The following is a 16,114-nucleotide window of genomic DNA, read 5'->3' on the forward strand; positions in this document are numbered from 1 at the left end:
GGTGGTATCGCAAAATAGATAAATATATTTTGCGATACCAACTTATATTTTTATATATTTAGGGAGTACACTATTTAATTACTTTGCAGCCTCAGTTAAACATTGAACAACAGCCTTCTTAATACGCTCTGAAGTTAAAGTAGCTCCAGATACTGCTTCCACATCTACAGAGTTTGTTTCAACTATTTTTGCAGGAATATCTTTGATAGCTCCAGATGCGACTGCTTCTGTTTCTTTGTTATCTCCTACAACAACCTCTGATATTTTACCATCAGCAATTGTTACATTTACAGTCATTGGACCTTCTTGTCCATCAACTGTTGCTTCATATTTTCCATCTTTAAGTTCTTTACTCATATCAAATTCATTTTCGCTAGTCTTATCTTTAATAAATAATTCCTCATCTAACATGTTTTCAGCTGGTTTAACTTCGTAGCCAGTTGCAGGTTCAGTTGACATAGCATGTCTAGCAGCTAAACGACCAAATACTACTGGTCCCATAACTCCTGTACCACCAGAAACGAATTTACCCCAGATACCACCTACAACTTCTCCAGCAGCATATAAACCAGGAATTGCAGTACCAGATGCATCTAATACTTGTAAATCTGTATTAGTTTGAATTCCACCTAAAGTCATTATACATAAAGCATTAAGACGTACTGCATAGTACTTTTGACCTTCTATTTTGTTGTTAGCTAATTTAAATGTGTTGAAGTTTTCATCATAACTACGACCGAACTCATCAGTTTCACCAGCTTCAACTGAAGCGTTGTATGAGTCTACAGTAGCTTGTAATTTCTCTACTGGAACTTCTATCATTTCAGCTAATTCTTCTAAAGAATCTGCTTCATAAAGTGCGTGTTTTCCTGGAGCACCTTCAGCACCAAATCTTAAATCATACATACCAGCCGCATTATTAGCACGTAAGTCTTCTAATATTTTATCTGTGAATATATCAAATTGAACTGCATCTGATTGCTCTTCAAGGGCAACTTCTCTTATTGATGGATTAGCTTCTGTTTCATTTACAAAACGCTCTCCCTCTTTATTTACAACTATACCACCAGTTTTCCAAGTGTAAGTTGAAGCTATAATTCCAGTTGTTGGATCGTCTTTACTAGCAAGACCCATAGGGAACGTTGGGATATATCCCATTATTTCATCATCTTGTAAAGCTCCACCAACTTTTTGCATCATTAATAAACCATTTCCATCAGCTGTTGCTGGACTTCCAGTAATGTAGCTTCCACCATAAGTAGCGTATTTAGCCATAAGCTTATGGTTAGCAGAATATCCACCTGTAGCTACGATAATACCTTTTTTACTATTGTAACGAGTAACTTTTCCAGTTTGAGTATTTTCACCGCATACGCTAAGTACTTGACCTTCATCATTAGCAATTAAATCAGTAGCTTTTGTTAAGTATTCAACTTCAATTTTGCTGTTTGATTTAAGAAGACCATCTAATACTTCATGTAATGGTGATTTATAATTAGTTTTATCTTTTGCTTGTGCCTTATAGGTACGTTGAATAGAGTAAAGTGCATGCTCAGGAGCAAAAACTGCACGATTTCCTTGCTGATCTTTCGTAAATTCATATTCGCTTAATCCATTATCCCAAAGCCATTGGAATGCATCCTTGTCTTCTTCAACAAATATTTCAATCATTTCTCTGTTAGGTTTTCCACCAAAGTCACTTCCAGTGTTCATTATATCTTCTACAAACGATTCAAGAGTATCTTCAATTCCATCTTCCTTTTGAATGATTGTTTCAGCAGCTGACATTGATCCACTAGTAAAGTTTAGTGATCCACCAGTTTTATTAGTAGCTTCAAGAATAATAACCTTTTCAGCTCCATTGTTAACAGCCTCTAAAGCTGCAGATAAACCTGCTGCACCTGCACCTACGATAACAAGATCTGCAGATTTCTCATCATCAAATTTAATTTCTTGTGTTTGTAGATTCGTATCATCATTACCAGATGTGCTTGTACATCCAGTAAACGAACCAACAGTAATTGCTACTGATAATAGTAGTAGTAAAGCTTTTTTTATCATTTAATTATTCCCCCTTATTGAATATGTTAACATAATAACATAATTGTATTTTTTTTAACAATAACATTTCTGTTTTAAAACTTATACAAATCATAACCAAACTTTCCAAAATAATGATATAATTAGAATTAATTTTATACATGAGGTGAACTATGAATAATAAAAAAATAAACTATTTTCCAGTGCTTGAAGAAGATCGTGTATCAAGGTATTTAGCAGCTCTTAAATATAAACTAATTACTTTTGGAATATGGCAGCAAAATGAAGATGTTCCCATGCATAATGAAGTTCTTGGACATTTTAAATTTATATATATAACTAATGGTTCTTGTACCCTGACTATAGGGAACGTAGACTATGAGGTTAAAAGTGGAGATACTCTATTATTTCCTCCTTTTATAACTTATCGTGCAACCTGTCATCAAGGTGAAGAGCTTAAATTTTATTTTTTACACTTTGATGTGGCTCCTGTTGACAAAAGAAATCTTTTAACCATGTTATTAGACTTACAGGATATTGCTATATACAAGGGGTTAATTACAGAGCGTTCTATAGCTAACCTTGGAAATCTTAATCAACAGCTTTTAGATAATAAACCTGGGATTTATTATAATATAAGTAACCTATTACATAGTACAATCTTTGCTGCTCTAAACGCTTCTGAACCAAGTGATTTATTAGGTCTAGCCAGTGAAGTAGCTGCAACAAATGAAGAACTTATAATTCAAGATTGTGCAAAATATATTGATACTTATATCCATGAACAAATACAAGTTGACGACCTTTGTCGCCATGTTAATGTATCACAAAGTTATCTATACAAATGTTTTACAACTGTTTTGGGAGTATCTACTAAGGATTTCATACAAAAGCATAAGCTGAGAAAAATAAGTGTAGAACTATTATCGAAAAGTATACCTTTACAAGAACTTGCAGATAAATATGGATTTTCCTCTGCAAATCATTTTAGTACAGTATTTAAGAAATATTATGGATGTTCCCCAAGTGCTTACAAACAAAAGCACCTAGAAAAGTTTAATTTAGAAAATAGTATATAATAAAAAAGCTAGCCTTTCTTCTGATTAGTGAGAAGAGGGACTAGCTTATTATTGTGCGCTGATTGTGCTAGTAGATGAAACTAAAACATTAATTTAACTAATACAACCGTGACAATTTGAATAGAATATATTTATATATAAAAACTATTAAGTAGTGCATAAATATATTTTTTGATAGTTTTAAAATTAGAAAATATTCTCAATATTTGGAACCTGTAGTTCTTTCATGTGTTTAGTACTATATTTTAATAAATGAAGAGAAGCTTCACTTTCGCTTATATCATCATTTTCAAGGTATACTGAAAGCTTTAAAGCTTCATTTAACATAACATCATAATCCATATGGTTTATGTATATAGCGGCTATAGCACCTCTATCTTGAATCATATCAAATAAATCCATTGCTTTTTCAAAACTTACTTCTACATTATCAGTTTTTATTGACTCTTCCATTTCATCACAGATGTTAACTATATCAGTACAAAGACTTTTAAATTTAAAATCAGCATAAAACAAAAAAATAATTAAGGCTAAGAAAAGTGAAATTGAAATTAATGAATTTTTTATTTAAAACACCCCTTTTCATAGTCATCATACAGTTGGCATATAATTTTACCATTAGTATCTGTCATATATAGAAGTACATCCTTTATAGAATTTATTCCATGTTTTTTTAATTCAGCCTCTATCCAATATTTATTTTTACCACTAGTAGTTAAAGAATTCTTATTTACGTGGCCATCTAACACATAAATAACTGGAAGACGAGGTCTTTGATTGGAAGAACTACTAGTAGTTTTATTTGGACTATTACTTCCTTGAATATTAATAGTAGAAGTTCCGCTATTAGCAGGTGGTGAACTAGAAGAATTTGCCTTAGAAGAACTATTTTGACTAGAATCACCAGATGAGCTACTAGATTGCGATTGGTTTTCTTTAGATGAACTAGATTCTGAGGAAGCGTCATAAGTTAAAAAAGACATTTGCCCATTATTCTCTAATATCCCGTATTCGATTTCATTTAAATCAAAATAGCCAGCTAATCGTAACTCTTCCATAAGTTCGTCTAAGTTAATCTGTTGACTTTTCAAAGCTTTAAAATTTATCTTACCTTTACAAATTAGTATACTTGGTTCACCTTCAAGAAATTTTCTTGCAGCTTGACTTTTTAATTGAAGCTGAGTTAATACAGTCTTAATAAATAGTAATGTTACAATAGGTATAATTCCTAAAATTAATGGTAATCTCGTGTCTTGCATTGGTAAAGCTGCTAAATCTGATATCATTATTGTTATTACAAATTCGTAAGGCTGAAGTTCTCCAATTTGTCTTTTTCCCATTAGTCTCATCACAAGTATTACTAACGCATATAAAAAGATAGTTCTAATTAATACAATAAACATTTAATCACCACCTCTATTTATGTATTATTAGTAAATAGAAGTATTTTATTCTAAAAAATATGGTTAAAGTAAGCAAAAAAATTATAAATTAATAGAATAATAAATCATAAAGTATATAATAAAAGTATAGAATGGCAAGATTATAGATATAGAAAAGAGGAAGGAGGAATATTATGAATGAATACAAAATACAAATAGGGCAAGAACAATATGTAAACTGTAAAGAAGGAACTAAGTTTATAGATTTAGTTGATAAATACTATAATGGTAAAGTGTTGGATATAGCTATATGTAAATTAAATAACAAATATTATGAATTGGGTGAAAATATACCATGTTGTGGCAAGTTAACTATGATACCTTTTACTAGTGTTGATGGAATGAAGGTATATGCAAGGACGTTGCAATATGTTTTTATTAAGGCAACATTAGATTTATTTAAAGATGCAAAGATAGTTATACAACACAGTATAGATAAAGGAATATTTGGAGAGATTCATAAGATAACTCCTCTAGATGAAGAAGATATAAATAAAATAAAAAATAGAATGAAAGAAATAGTAAACAAAAATATTCCAATAAATAAGGTTAAAGTTAAAAGAGAAAAAGCTATAGATATATTTAAATCTTATGGAATGGATGATAAGGTGCTTTTATTGGAGCAAGTAAATTTTGAATCTGTAAGTTTATATGAACTTGATGGAAGATATGACTATTTCTATGGATACATGGCACAAAGTACTGGAGTTATTAAAGCCTTTGATGTTATGTACTATGACCCAGGATTTATTTTAAGATATCCCTTAGAGGAAGATATAAATACTTTAGTTAAATTCAAAGAACAGAAAAAATTAGCAAGTATTTTTATGGAAACAGAAAGATGGTTAAATATTTTAGGTGTAGGAGAAGTAGGTTCTTTAAATGAAAAAATAATAAATGGAGATTTAGCAAGTTTAATAATGACTTCTGAGGCGCTTCATGAAAAGAAGATAGCAGAAATTGCTGATAAAATATTTAATAGAAGAGATACTAGAATAGTATTAATAGCAGGACCTAGCTCTTCAGGTAAAACCACATTTGCCAATAGATTGGCGATACAATTAAGAGTAAATGGACTTATTCCAATTCCGATATCTTTAGATGATTATTTTGTCAATAGAGAAGATACGCCTATTGATGAAGATGGAGAATATGATTTTGAAACAATTCAATCTGTAGATATAAAATTATTTAATGAACAACTAAGAGAAATTTTAAAAGGTAATGAAGTAGAACTTCCAACATTTAATTTCTTAACAGGAAAGAGAGAATGGATAGGAAATAAAATAAAGTTACCTCAAAATGGGGTAGTGATAATTGAAGGAATACATGGATTAAATCCTATTTTAACTTCTGAAATTGATGATAAGTATAAATTTAAGATTTATATTTCTGCATTAACACAATTAAATTTAGATAATCATAATAGAATATCAACTACAGATGTGAGAAGAATACGAAGAATAGTTAGAGATCATTTATCAAGGGGTCATGAAGCTGAAGATACGTTAAAGATGTGGCCTAAGATAAAAAGAGGTGAGCAAAAAAATATATTTGTTTATCAAGAAGAAGCCGATGTTATGTTTAATTCCACTTTAGTATATGAGTTATGTGTTCTTAAAAAAGCTGCATTAGAGGAATTAAATAAGATAGATGAAGATAATACTATATATAATGAGGCAAAAAGGTTAAAATCTTTTTTAGGATTTTTTAAAGAGATTGACTATGATTTAGTGCCACAGAATTCAATATTAAGGGAGTTTATTGGAGGAAGTATTTTTTATAAATATTAATTTACTTTTTATTACTAATAAAATAATACTAGCATAAATAAGAAAATTTTGTTAATGTAAGATAAAGAATATTAAACAATGGGATTATGGTATAAAAAGAACTATAGATAAGGAGAGAAGAGAGATGAAAACAGTTGGTGTATTTGATATACTTGGACCAATAATGGTTGGACCATCATCATCACATACTGCAGGAGCTGCAAGACTTGGAAAAGTAGCTAGGTCTATTGCAGATGCTGATATTAAAGAAGTAACATTTTTATTACATGGGTCTTTCGGTAAGACTTATAAGGGACATGGAACTGATAGAGCCTTAGTTGCTGGGATATTAGGCATGGAACCAAGTGATTTAAGATTGAGAGATTCATTAGATATTGCAAGAGAGCAAGGTATAGATATAAGTTTTAAAGAAACAGATTTAGGAGAATCACATCCTAATACAGTTAAATTTTTAATAACAGGTAAAGAAGGAAAACAATACGAAATGGTAGGATCATCTATAGGAGGAGGAAGTATAGAAGTATCCGAGGTAAATGGCGAAAAAGTTGAATTTACAGGTGCTTATCCAACTATAATAATATCTCATGTAGATGTACCGGGAGTAGTATCTAATGTAACAAAATTACTTTACGATCATGCTATAAATATTGCCTTTATGAAAGTTTTTAGAAGTCAAAAAGGCAAAGAAGCAACAATGGTATTTGAGGTTGATAATGAAGTTACTGATGAGATTATAGAAGAAATTAAAATAATGGAATCTATTAATAAAGTAATTAGAATCAATCCAATTAAGGGCGGTGAATAAAAATGATAGTAGCAAGATCAGGCGAAGAACTTTTAAAGATTTGCGAAGAAGAAAATATATCATTAAGTGAATATGCAATAAGATTAGAAATGGAAGATAAAGGTCTTACTAGAGAACAAGTATTTGAAAAAATGGCGAAGAATCTTGAGGTAATGAGAGAAGGCGCTAATGAAGGTAGAGAAAAGAAAATATATTCTGTAAGTGGACTTATAGGTGGAGATGGATATAAGATAAATAAGTACTTAAGAAAAGGAAATACATTAACTGGAGATGTTACTGTAAGAGCTATGGCTATGGCGCTATCTTCATCAGAAGTAAATGCAGCTATGGGGCGAATTGTAGCTTGTCCTACAGCTGGTTCATGTGGTATTTTACCAGCAGTTATTCTTTCAGCTGGTGAGAAACTTGAAAAAACTGATGAAGAGCTTATTGAAGGATTATTTGCTGCAGCAGCTGTCGGAATGATTATAGGAATGAATGCTACTTTGGCAGGAGCTGAAGGTGGTTGTCAGGCTGAGTGTGGTTCAGCAGCAGCTATGGGATCAGCAGCAGTTGTTGAAATGATGGGTGGTACTCCTAAGATGAGTTTAGATGCAGGAGCAATAGTTTTAAAAAATGTATTGGGACTTGTGTGTGACCCAGTTGCTGGATTAGTAGAAATTCCATGTGCGAAAAGAAATGCAGCAGGGGCTATAAGTGCATTATGTACAGCAGATATGGTTATGGCTGGAGTAGATTCAAAGATACCTTTTGATGATACAGTTTCAGCTATGTATAAAGTAGGAAAGAGTCTTCCATCTGAGTTAAGAGAGACAGCTATGGGTGGAGTTGCTGTTACTAAAGCAGGGCTTGAATTAAGGAAGAAGGTTTTTGGAGAAGAATAAGTTAATATAGAAGAATATAAATAGCCTATGGTAATTTGATTTATATATACCATAGGTTATTTATATTTAGTAACAAAATATATTATCAATATTAACTTGTTATTTGTAAATAAAGAGATTTATACTTTAGTACCTATTGAAGCTACATTTCATTTAAAAAAGCGAACCAAAGAACTTTTTGTCGAATACGATGTAATAGGCGATTTGCACTCTAGATAATAAGGTGAGGACTAAATAATGAAACTAAGCAGTGAAACTATTACTAATGCTTTTAATTTACGAATGTTTAAGGAGCTAGTGATACAATGCATTGTTAGCAAAGATAGGATAAATGATATAAGAGAAACTATAGAAAGCTATAATAATAACATTAAGTTAATATATGAAATAACAGAAAATGATGAAGTTAATATAGATGGATTATTAATAAATTTAGAACATTTAGAGAGTGAGAATTTAATAGAAATAGAAGAATATCTAATATCATCTAAAAAGAGCAAAGAAATAATTTTAGATTTATGTGGAATTAATAAATCTAGAGATAATCGAGATTTAATATTAAGCTTTATAAATAGATATGATATCGATATTGTAAAAGGTACTAAAGAAGAGGTAATTTCTTTGATTGATGGACAAAAGTATTATTTAAGTTCACAGGATGATAAATATAGAGATTTTTCAAGAAAGAATAATACTATATTAATAATAAAAGATACGAATTATTGGATTACAGATGGATATAGTGAATTTACAGTTAGCATTGAGGAAAATTTATTAGATGATAAAGAATTTGAAGATATCTTAACAGGATTAATATTAGCATGTACAGCGCTTTATGATAGAAAAGAGCAAAGAGTGGAAGCCATACTGTTAGCTATTAATATTTTTGAAATTAGTAAGAAAGTAGCTTTGAAAAGAGTTGAAATAGATGGATTTAAAAATCTAATTAAAGAATATTTAATTAGAGAAATAGCATCTTTGAATAGCGAAGAGATATATAAGATAAGCGAAATAGGATATAGGTTTAAGCGATAATTAAAAAAGTAATAAAATAAAGTGAAGTATTAATTTACTTCACTTTATTTTTATATAAAATGTATTAAGCTTTGTTAACTGATCCGAAAAGTTCCATCTTTTCTTTAACTGTAGCTTTTATAGCTTCGAATCCAGGATTTAATAATTTTCTTGGGTCAAATCCTTTTCCTTCTTTATCTTTTCCAGCTTCAACGTAAGCTCTTGTAGCTTCTTGGAATGCTAATTGACATTCAGTGTTAACGTTGATTTTAGAAACTCCTAAAGATATAGCTTTCTTTATCATTTCTTCTGGAATACCAGTACCACCGTGTAATACTAATGGCATGTTTCCGCAAGCGTTGTTGATTTCTTCTAAAGCGTCGAAAGCAAGTCCTTGCCAGTTTGATGGGTATTTTCCGTGGATGTTTCCGATACCAGCAGCTAACATAGTAACTCCTAAATCAGCGATTGATTTACATTCTTGAGCATCAGCAACTTCACCTTTACCAACAACTCCGTCTTCTTCTCCACCGATTGATCCAACTTCTGCTTCTAAAGATAATCCTTTTTCTGCAGTAGCTTTAACTAATTCAGATGTTTTAGCTATGTTTTCTTCGATTGAATAGTGAGAACCATCGAACATAACTGAAGAGAATCCAGCATTCATTGCTGCATAGCATCCTTCGTAGCTACCGTGGTCTAAGTGTAAAGCAACTGGTACAGTGATGTTTAATTCTTCTAACATTCCGTTAACCATACCAACTATTGTTTTGTAACCACACATGTATTTTCCAGCACCTTCAGATACTCCTAAGATTACTGGTGAATTATTTTCTTGAGCTGTAAGTAAAATAGCTTTTGTCCATTCTAAGTTGTTGATGTTGAATTGACCAACAGCGTATTTTCCTTCTCTTGCTTTGTTTAGCATTTCTTTAGCTGAAACTAACATGGTAATACCTCCGTATATTTCAATTTAAGTTATAGAGAATAATATAAAATATGTAATAATTTAAAAACTATTACATTTACGTTTCTCCTACTGGTTATTATACCCTAAATCAATAGGAAAGAAAACAATAAATCTACTAAAAAGTATCAAAATACGAGCTAAAGGGTTATGTAAACATTTAATTAAAGTATATTAAAGAGTATTTAATATTTAGGGATAGGACATTAATTATAGACAATATATTATAAAAAATATAAAATGCAAATAGAAATAAAACCTTAGGAGGAAAATATGTTAGTTGATTTACATACGCATTCATATTATTCTGATGGAACAATGTCTCCAAGAGAAATAATTGAAGAAGCAAAAAGAAAAAATATAGAAGTGATATCTATAACAGATCATGATGAGATTGGTTCATATAAGGAAGCTAAGGAAGCAGCTGATGAATTAGGTGTTACGTTAATAAGAGGAGTAGAATTAGATTGTAAGTTTGAAGATATAGTAGTACATGTAACATGCTATAAATTTGATAATAATGATGAAATGATAAGACTTGTAGATAAAGCACAAAATGCCCTTTTAGAAACAAGTTTTGAGCTTATTAGAAGAATGGAAAAGGATTATGAAGATATATCTTACGATGAATTCACTAGATATAAACATGATAAAAGAAAAGGTGGATGGGATGGAATTCACTATTTATATGATAAGAAAATAACAGAAGGCTTATTTGATGGAATGAAATACTATAGAGAATACAATTGTGGACATGAACAATTTGATTTTCCTACAGTAGAAGAAGCTTGTAGTGTTGTTCATAAGGCAGGTGGATATGCAGTGTTAGCTCATCCTTGTAATTATTATAAAGAAAAGAGTAAAGAAGAAATAATAGAAAAATTAAATAAATTTAAATCTATGGGGATTGATGGAATAGAAAGTTACTATCCAGCTAACAGTGAACTAATGACAGAAACTTGTATAGAATTCTGCAAAGATAATGATATGATAATAACTTGCGGATCAGATGGCCATGGAGATTTTGCTGCTGTAAGTAAAGGCGTAGAATATTATATCGGTGCTATGAAGGTTGATTCTGAAAAGTTACTTAATATAGAAAAACTAATTAAATAAAGTGCGAAGCACTTTGGGGAAAAGTCAGCTGAAGCTGAAGGGAAAATGTCACTGACATGACAGGGAAATGATTGCCTATGGCAATAGTGAAAATTATCTATCTGTTACACTTTCTCTGCTACACAAGTAGCATTTTCACCTTAACTAAATTAACTTTCCCCTGCTACTTCATAGCATTTTCATCTCAACAGAGTTGACTTTTCACAGCTACAAAGTAGCTTTTTCATTTCGGCGTAGCCGACTTTTCACTTGCGTACTTAGTACGCACTTTTTTTAGTTAAATCATTTCATAATGTTTTAATGCATATTCTATACCATCATCATTTATATCTTTAGTAACAAATTTAACAAGATCAAATAATATTGGATTAGAGTTTCCCATAGCTATACTGTTGTTTACATATTTAAGCATTGTTAAATCATTAGCGCTATCACCTATAGCGTACGTATTTTCAAATGGAATACCTAAATGTTCTATAATAAATTGTATTCCAGTAGCTTTTGAGTAATTAATCGGTACTAATTCATAGAAATCATCAGCTCTTTTAATAAAATCAAAAACATCTTTAAATTCATTAAAGAATCCATCAAAATCACTATCATTATTTAAGAAGATTACAAGTTTATCTACGTTTAGCCCATCTTCATACCAAGTCTTACCCGAATAAGAACCTTCAGATTTATGAATATTAAGAACCTTAAAAACTTCAGGGTGTCTTATTGCTTCTATATTATCATAATAAACACCATCGATACTTTCTAAAACACCATCTATATGATACTTTTTTAGTGCCTTAACTAATTTAGAAGTTAATTCATTCCCAAGAGATTTGTGAAGTAAAACTTTATCTTCATATTCAACATAAGTTCCGCATCCACAAATAAATCCATCAAATTCAAGTTTACTTTTTAGAGATTCAATTTGACAAGCTGTTCTTCCGGTATTAATAAAGGCTAGATGTCCATTAGATCTCATTTCTTTTAAGGCTTTTTTAGCGCTTTCAGGAATTATAAGCGTATGCTCATCAATAAGTGTTCCGTCTATATCAAAAAATACAATTTTTCTGTCCATAATATTAAAATGCAACAATTGCATACTCCTTTAAAAATTTTATATTTTTAAGTATATAATATAAAACTTAAAACAACTATATGAAAATATTAAAAATTAGATATTTTATATAAAATTATTGTTAAAAAAGTATCACTTATATCGTAGAGATAAGCCATTGACGTTATATGTAATATATGGCTATAATTTAAAATATAAAGATTTGAGGTTAGTATATAAGAAGATGTAAATGTTTAACTAACGAGAAGGAAGAGAATATATGATTGAAATGAAAAAGGTTTTAGAAGGTAATCCAGTAATAGCAGCAGTAAAAGATATGAAATCACTTGAAGAGGCTATTGAAACAGATATTGATATAATATTTGTTTTATTTGGTGATATTATTTCTATAAAAGAAATAAGTGAAAAAATAAAGGGAAAAGATAAAATAGGAATAATTCATATAGATTTAGTTGAAGGGTTAAGCAATAAAGAAATATCAATTAAGTTTATTAAGAATGAGACAAGTTTTGATGGAATTATAAGCACTAAGGGAAATTTAATAAAGCAAGCAAAGAATTATGGATTAGTAGCAATTCAACGTTTCTTTGTTTTTGACACTATATCTCTTAATAATAGCAAAAATCATGTTATTTCAGAGTGTGATGCAATTGAGATATTACCAGGAGTAATACCTAAAGTAGTTAAAGATATCTCGACATTTACAAGAAAGCCAGTAGTTTCAGGAGGATTAATAGATACTAAAGAAGATGTTATATTAGCCTTAAATTCAGGAGCAACTTGCGTATCAACAAGTAAAACAGAAATATGGGGAATGTAGGGAGATTGAGAAATGAAAAAGTATATTGTAGCTTTAGATCAAGGAACAACAAGTTCAAGGGCAATTATATTTGATAAAGAACAAAATATATATGGTATAGCTCAAAAGGAGTTTACTCAAATATACCCTAAGGAAGGGTGGGTTGAGCATAATCCTATGGAGATATGGTCATCACAATATGGAGTATTACAAGAAGTTATGGCTAAGACAAATATAAAGCCAGAGCAAATTGCTGCTATAGGAATAACAAATCAAAGAGAAACTACTATAGTTTGGGATAAGGAAACGGGAGAGCCTATATATAATGCTATAGTATGGCAATGTAGAAGAACTGCAAAAATTTGTGAAGAGTTAAAGTCTGAAGGCTTAGATAAATATATTAAAGAAAATACAGGTTTAGTTATAGATGCATATTTTTCAGCGACTAAGATAAAATGGATATTAGACAACATAGAAGGTTCAAGAGAAAAAGCTGAAGCAGGAAAGCTTTTATTTGGTACTGTAGATACTTGGTTACTTTGGAAGCTTACTAATGGAGAAGTTCACGTAACTGATTATACAAATGCATCTAGGACAATGTTATATAATATTAAAGAATTAAAATGGGATGAGAAAATAGCTAAAAGATTAGAAATACCTATGAGTATGCTACCAGAGGTTAGAAATTCATCAGAAGTTTATGGATATGCTAATTTAGGAGGAAGTAAAAAAGATATTAAAGTTCCTATTGCTGGTATAGCTGGTGATCAACAAGCTGCTTTGTTTGGGCAAGCATGCTTTAACAAAGGAGATGCTAAAAATACTTATGGAACTGGATGCTTCTTACTTATGAATACTGGTGAAGAGATGGTTGAAAGTAAAAATGGACTTATTACTACTATAGCTATTGGAATAGATAATAAGATTCAATATGCACTTGAAGGTTCTGTATTTATGGGAGGGGCAATAATTCAGTGGTTGAGAGATGAGCTGTGTTTAATATCAGAATCTAGTGATTCAGAGTATTTTGCTAAAAAGGTTAATGATAATGGTGGTGTTTATGTAGTTCCGGCTTTCGTTGGACTTGGAGCACCTTATTGGGATATGTATGCTAGAGGTGCTATATTAGGGTTAACTAGAGGTGCAAATAAAAACCATATTATAAGAGCTGCATTAGAATCAATAGCATATCAATCTAAGGATTTAATAGAAGCTATGCAAGAAGATATAGGATTAAAGCTTAAAACTTTAAAGGTTGATGGTGGAGCTAGCAAAAATAATTTATTAATGCAATTTCAAGCTGATATTATAGATGCTAAGGTTAGTAAACCGATAATAACTGAAACGACTGCATTAGGAGCTGCATATTTAGCAGGACTTGCAGTTGGTTATTGGGAAAGTAAAGAAGAGATTGCAAAGAATTTTTATGTAAGTGAAAGCTATGAGCCTAATTTTGATGATGAAATGAGAAGAAAGTTGTATAAGGGTTGGAAAAAAGCTGTTGATAGATCTAAAAAATGGGAAGAAGAATAATTGACAGTGATTTCTAAAAGGTTTATAATTTAAATATATTGAATAAGTGCAAGAGAAACAGAGTCAAGCACAAAAGCTAAGGGTTTTAGTAATCCTTGTTTTTGGCTTGGCTTTTTTTATTTGAGTATGAGGAGTGAGTTATATGTATGATGTAGCAATAATAGGTGCTGGAGTGATGGGAGCATCAATTTTTAGAGAGTTAAGCAAGTATAATGTAAAAAGTATTTTAATAGAAAAAGAAAATGATGTTTCTATGGGAACGACTAAGGCCAATTCAGCAATAATACACGCAGGTTATGACCCGAAAATAGGAACATTAATGGCTAAATACAATGTAAAAGGTAATGAAATGTTTGAAGATTTATGTAAGGAGTTATCAGTACCTTTTAAGAGAAATGGCTCACTAGTATTAGCATTTAATGATGAGGATTTAGAGACAATAAATAATCTTTATATAAATGGAAGTACAATAGGGGTAAAAGGACTAAAGGTTCTTTCTAAAGAAGAGGTATTGGAGATAGAGCCTAACTTATCTCATGATATAAAAGGAGCACTTCTAGCACCTACAGGTGGGATAGTAGGACCATTTGAATATACTATAGCTCTTGTTGAAAATGGTATTCAAAATGGTGGCGAAATTATTTTAGATGCTGAAGTAGCGAAAATTAATAAATATGAAACCTTTGTAATAGAAACTACAAATGGTAAGAAAATAGAAGCTAAATATGTAATAAATGCAGCTGGTATTTACTCCGATAGAATACATAATATGATTTGTAAAGAAAGCTTTAAGATTACGCCAAGAAAAGGTGAATATTATGTTATGGATAAAAGCCAAGGCAACTTAGTTAGTCATACTTGCTTCCCATGTCCATCAAAATTAGGAAAAGGTGTATTAGTAACTCCAACTATTCATGGGAATCTATTAGTTGGACCTAATGCCGTAGATGGAGAAGATAGAGAAGCATTAAACACAACAAGTGAAGGTTTAGCTAATATAAAAAAATCAGCAATGAATACAACTGACAAAATTAATTTTAGAGATTGTATAAGAACATTTGCAGGACTTAGAGCTGTATCGGATTCAGGTGATTTTATAGTAGGTGAAGATAAAGAAGTAAAAGGCTTTATAGATGTAGCTGGTATAAAATCTCCAGGATTAACTTCAGCACCGGCTATCGCTGAAGATGTAGTTAATATATTAAAAGATTCAGGATTAACTTTAGAGAAGAATTTAAAGTTTAATGGTAAGAGAGAACAAGTTTACTTTATGGAATTATCAAAAGAAGAGAAGGCTGAATTAATTAAAAAAGATTCAAGATATGGAAGAATAATTTGTAGATGTGAAAGTATAACAGAAGGGGAAATTATAGATGCAATCCATAGGGGATTTGGAAAAATTTCTATTGATGGAGTTAAGAGAAGATGTAGACCAGGGATGGGAAGATGTCAAGGAGGCTTCTGCGGACCAAGAGTTCAAGAAATTATTTCAAGAGAGCTAGATATAAAAATGGAAGATATAGTTCAAGAAAAATCTGATTCAGTAATACTTTACGGTAAAACAAAGTAG

Annotated in this window: 14 protein-coding genes; 9 read left to right on the plus strand and 5 right to left on the minus strand. The window is 30.6% G+C overall.

Going from position 1 to position 16,114, the window contains the following annotated elements:
• Nucleotides 1-78: 78 nt before the first annotated feature.
• Nucleotides 79-2,061 (minus strand): FAD-dependent oxidoreductase, encoded by a 1,983-nt coding sequence (locus LQE93_RS05990; protein ID WP_231072615.1) that lies wholly within the window; start codon nt 2,059-2,061, stop codon nt 79-81.
• 152 nt (nt 2,062-2,213) lie between these two features.
• Here LQE93_RS05990 and LQE93_RS05995 point away from each other — a divergent pair, with 152 nt between their 5' ends.
• Nucleotides 2,214-3,119 (plus strand): helix-turn-helix domain-containing protein, encoded by a 906-nt coding sequence (locus LQE93_RS05995; RefSeq protein WP_055264534.1) that lies wholly within the window; start codon nt 2,214-2,216, stop codon nt 3,117-3,119.
• Nucleotides 3,120-3,305: 186 nt separating this feature from the next.
• Here the strand turns inward: LQE93_RS05995 and LQE93_RS06000 are convergent, their stop codons facing one another.
• Nucleotides 3,306-3,635, minus strand: a complete 330-nt coding sequence (locus tag LQE93_RS06000; RefSeq protein ID WP_172675742.1) for a DUF4363 family protein — start codon at nt 3,633-3,635, stop codon at nt 3,306-3,308.
• A gap of 47 nt (nt 3,636-3,682) precedes the next feature.
• The gene (locus LQE93_RS06005) at nt 3,683-4,522 is read right to left on the minus strand and encodes a DUF421 domain-containing protein (protein ID WP_186839158.1); all 840 of its coding nucleotides are present in this window, start codon (nt 4,520-4,522) and stop codon (nt 3,683-3,685) included.
• A 173-nt stretch (nt 4,523-4,695) separates the two neighbouring features.
• On the opposite strand from LQE93_RS06005, the gene LQE93_RS06010 reads away from it, so the two are divergent.
• From LQE93_RS06010 to LQE93_RS06025, 4 genes are all read left to right on the plus strand, one after another.
• Nucleotides 4,696-6,354: a nucleoside kinase gene (locus tag LQE93_RS06010; RefSeq protein WP_231072617.1), complete on the plus strand. Its 1,659-nt coding sequence runs from the start codon at nt 4,696-4,698 to the stop codon at nt 6,352-6,354.
• Between the two features lie 124 nt (nt 6,355-6,478).
• Nucleotides 6,479-7,159 (plus strand): L-serine ammonia-lyase, iron-sulfur-dependent subunit beta, encoded by a 681-nt coding sequence (sdaAB, locus tag LQE93_RS06015; protein WP_231072619.1) that lies wholly within the window; start codon nt 6,479-6,481, stop codon nt 7,157-7,159.
• A gap of 5 nt (nt 7,160-7,164) precedes the next feature.
• Nucleotides 7,165-8,043 carry an L-serine ammonia-lyase, iron-sulfur-dependent, subunit alpha gene (sdaAA, locus tag LQE93_RS06020; RefSeq protein ID WP_055264552.1) on the plus strand — a complete coding sequence of 293 codons (879 nt, stop codon included), beginning with the start codon at nt 7,165-7,167 and terminating at the stop codon, nt 8,041-8,043.
• A 237-nt stretch (nt 8,044-8,280) separates the two neighbouring features.
• A complete protein-coding gene (locus LQE93_RS06025) occupies nt 8,281-9,078 on the plus strand; it encodes a hypothetical protein (RefSeq protein ID WP_055264529.1) in 798 nt (265 codons plus the stop codon).
• A gap of 64 nt (nt 9,079-9,142) precedes the next feature.
• Here the strand turns inward: LQE93_RS06025 and fba are convergent, their stop codons facing one another.
• Entirely contained in the window at nt 9,143-10,006 is an 864-nt protein-coding gene (gene fba, locus LQE93_RS06030) for a class II fructose-1,6-bisphosphate aldolase (protein ID WP_055264528.1), read from the minus strand.
• 291 nt (nt 10,007-10,297) lie between these two features.
• On the opposite strand from fba, the gene LQE93_RS06035 reads away from it, so the two are divergent.
• Nucleotides 10,298-11,140, plus strand: coding sequence for a PHP domain-containing protein (locus tag LQE93_RS06035; protein ID WP_231072621.1), 843 nt, complete (start codon nt 10,298-10,300; stop codon nt 11,138-11,140).
• 277 nt (nt 11,141-11,417) lie between these two features.
• Here LQE93_RS06035 and LQE93_RS06040 read toward each other — a convergent pair whose 3' ends face one another.
• The gene (locus LQE93_RS06040; protein ID WP_186839170.1) at nt 11,418-12,212 is read right to left on the minus strand and encodes an HAD family hydrolase; all 795 of its coding nucleotides are present in this window, start codon (nt 12,210-12,212) and stop codon (nt 11,418-11,420) included.
• Nucleotides 12,213-12,471: 259 nt separating this feature from the next.
• Here LQE93_RS06040 and LQE93_RS06045 point away from each other — a divergent pair, with 259 nt between their 5' ends.
• From LQE93_RS06045 to LQE93_RS06055, 3 genes are all read left to right on the plus strand, one after another.
• On the plus strand, nt 12,472-13,032 hold the full coding sequence (locus tag LQE93_RS06045; RefSeq protein ID WP_055264526.1) for a glycerol-3-phosphate responsive antiterminator: 561 nt from the start codon (nt 12,472-12,474) through the stop codon (nt 13,030-13,032).
• A gap of 12 nt (nt 13,033-13,044) precedes the next feature.
• Complete coding sequence (gene glpK, locus LQE93_RS06050) at nt 13,045-14,544, plus strand: glycerol kinase GlpK (RefSeq protein ID WP_231072623.1); 1,500 nt, start codon at nt 13,045-13,047, stop codon at nt 14,542-14,544.
• Nucleotides 14,545-14,686: 142 nt separating this feature from the next.
• Nucleotides 14,687-16,114 (plus strand): NAD(P)/FAD-dependent oxidoreductase, encoded by a 1,428-nt coding sequence (locus LQE93_RS06055; protein WP_231072625.1) that lies wholly within the window; start codon nt 14,687-14,689, stop codon nt 16,112-16,114.

This window comes from Clostridium sp. NSJ-145 (genome assembly GCF_021044725.1).
Classification (GTDB): domain Bacteria; phylum Bacillota; class Clostridia; order Clostridiales; family Clostridiaceae; genus Clostridium; species Clostridium disporicum_B.

Excerpts from the sequence above, each read along its gene's own strand:
- LQE93_RS05990 (WP_231072615.1), bottom strand. The coding sequence starts at position 2,061 with ATGATAAAAAAAGCTTTACTACTACTATTATCAGTAGCAATTACTGTT.
- LQE93_RS05995 (WP_055264534.1), top strand. The coding sequence starts at position 2,214 with ATGAATAATAAAAAAATAAACTATTTTCCAGTGCTTGAAGAAGATCGT.
- LQE93_RS06005 (WP_186839158.1), bottom strand. The coding sequence starts at position 4,522 with ATGTTTATTGTATTAATTAGAACTATCTTTTTATATGCGTTAGTAATA.
- LQE93_RS06010 (WP_231072617.1), top strand. The coding sequence starts at position 4,696 with ATGAATGAATACAAAATACAAATAGGGCAAGAACAATATGTAAACTGT.
- sdaAB (WP_231072619.1), top strand. The coding sequence starts at position 6,479 with ATGAAAACAGTTGGTGTATTTGATATACTTGGACCAATAATGGTTGGA.
- LQE93_RS06025 (WP_055264529.1), top strand. The coding sequence starts at position 8,281 with ATGAAACTAAGCAGTGAAACTATTACTAATGCTTTTAATTTACGAATG.
- fba (WP_055264528.1), bottom strand. The coding sequence starts at position 10,006 with ATGTTAGTTTCAGCTAAAGAAATGCTAAACAAAGCAAGAGAAGGAAAA.
- LQE93_RS06035 (WP_231072621.1), top strand. The coding sequence starts at position 10,298 with ATGTTAGTTGATTTACATACGCATTCATATTATTCTGATGGAACAATG.
- LQE93_RS06040 (WP_186839170.1), bottom strand. The coding sequence starts at position 12,212 with ATGGACAGAAAAATTGTATTTTTTGATATAGACGGAACACTTATTGAT.
- LQE93_RS06045 (WP_055264526.1), top strand. The coding sequence starts at position 12,472 with ATGATTGAAATGAAAAAGGTTTTAGAAGGTAATCCAGTAATAGCAGCA.
- glpK (WP_231072623.1), top strand. The coding sequence starts at position 13,045 with ATGAAAAAGTATATTGTAGCTTTAGATCAAGGAACAACAAGTTCAAGG.
- LQE93_RS06055 (WP_231072625.1), top strand. The coding sequence starts at position 14,687 with ATGTATGATGTAGCAATAATAGGTGCTGGAGTGATGGGAGCATCAATT.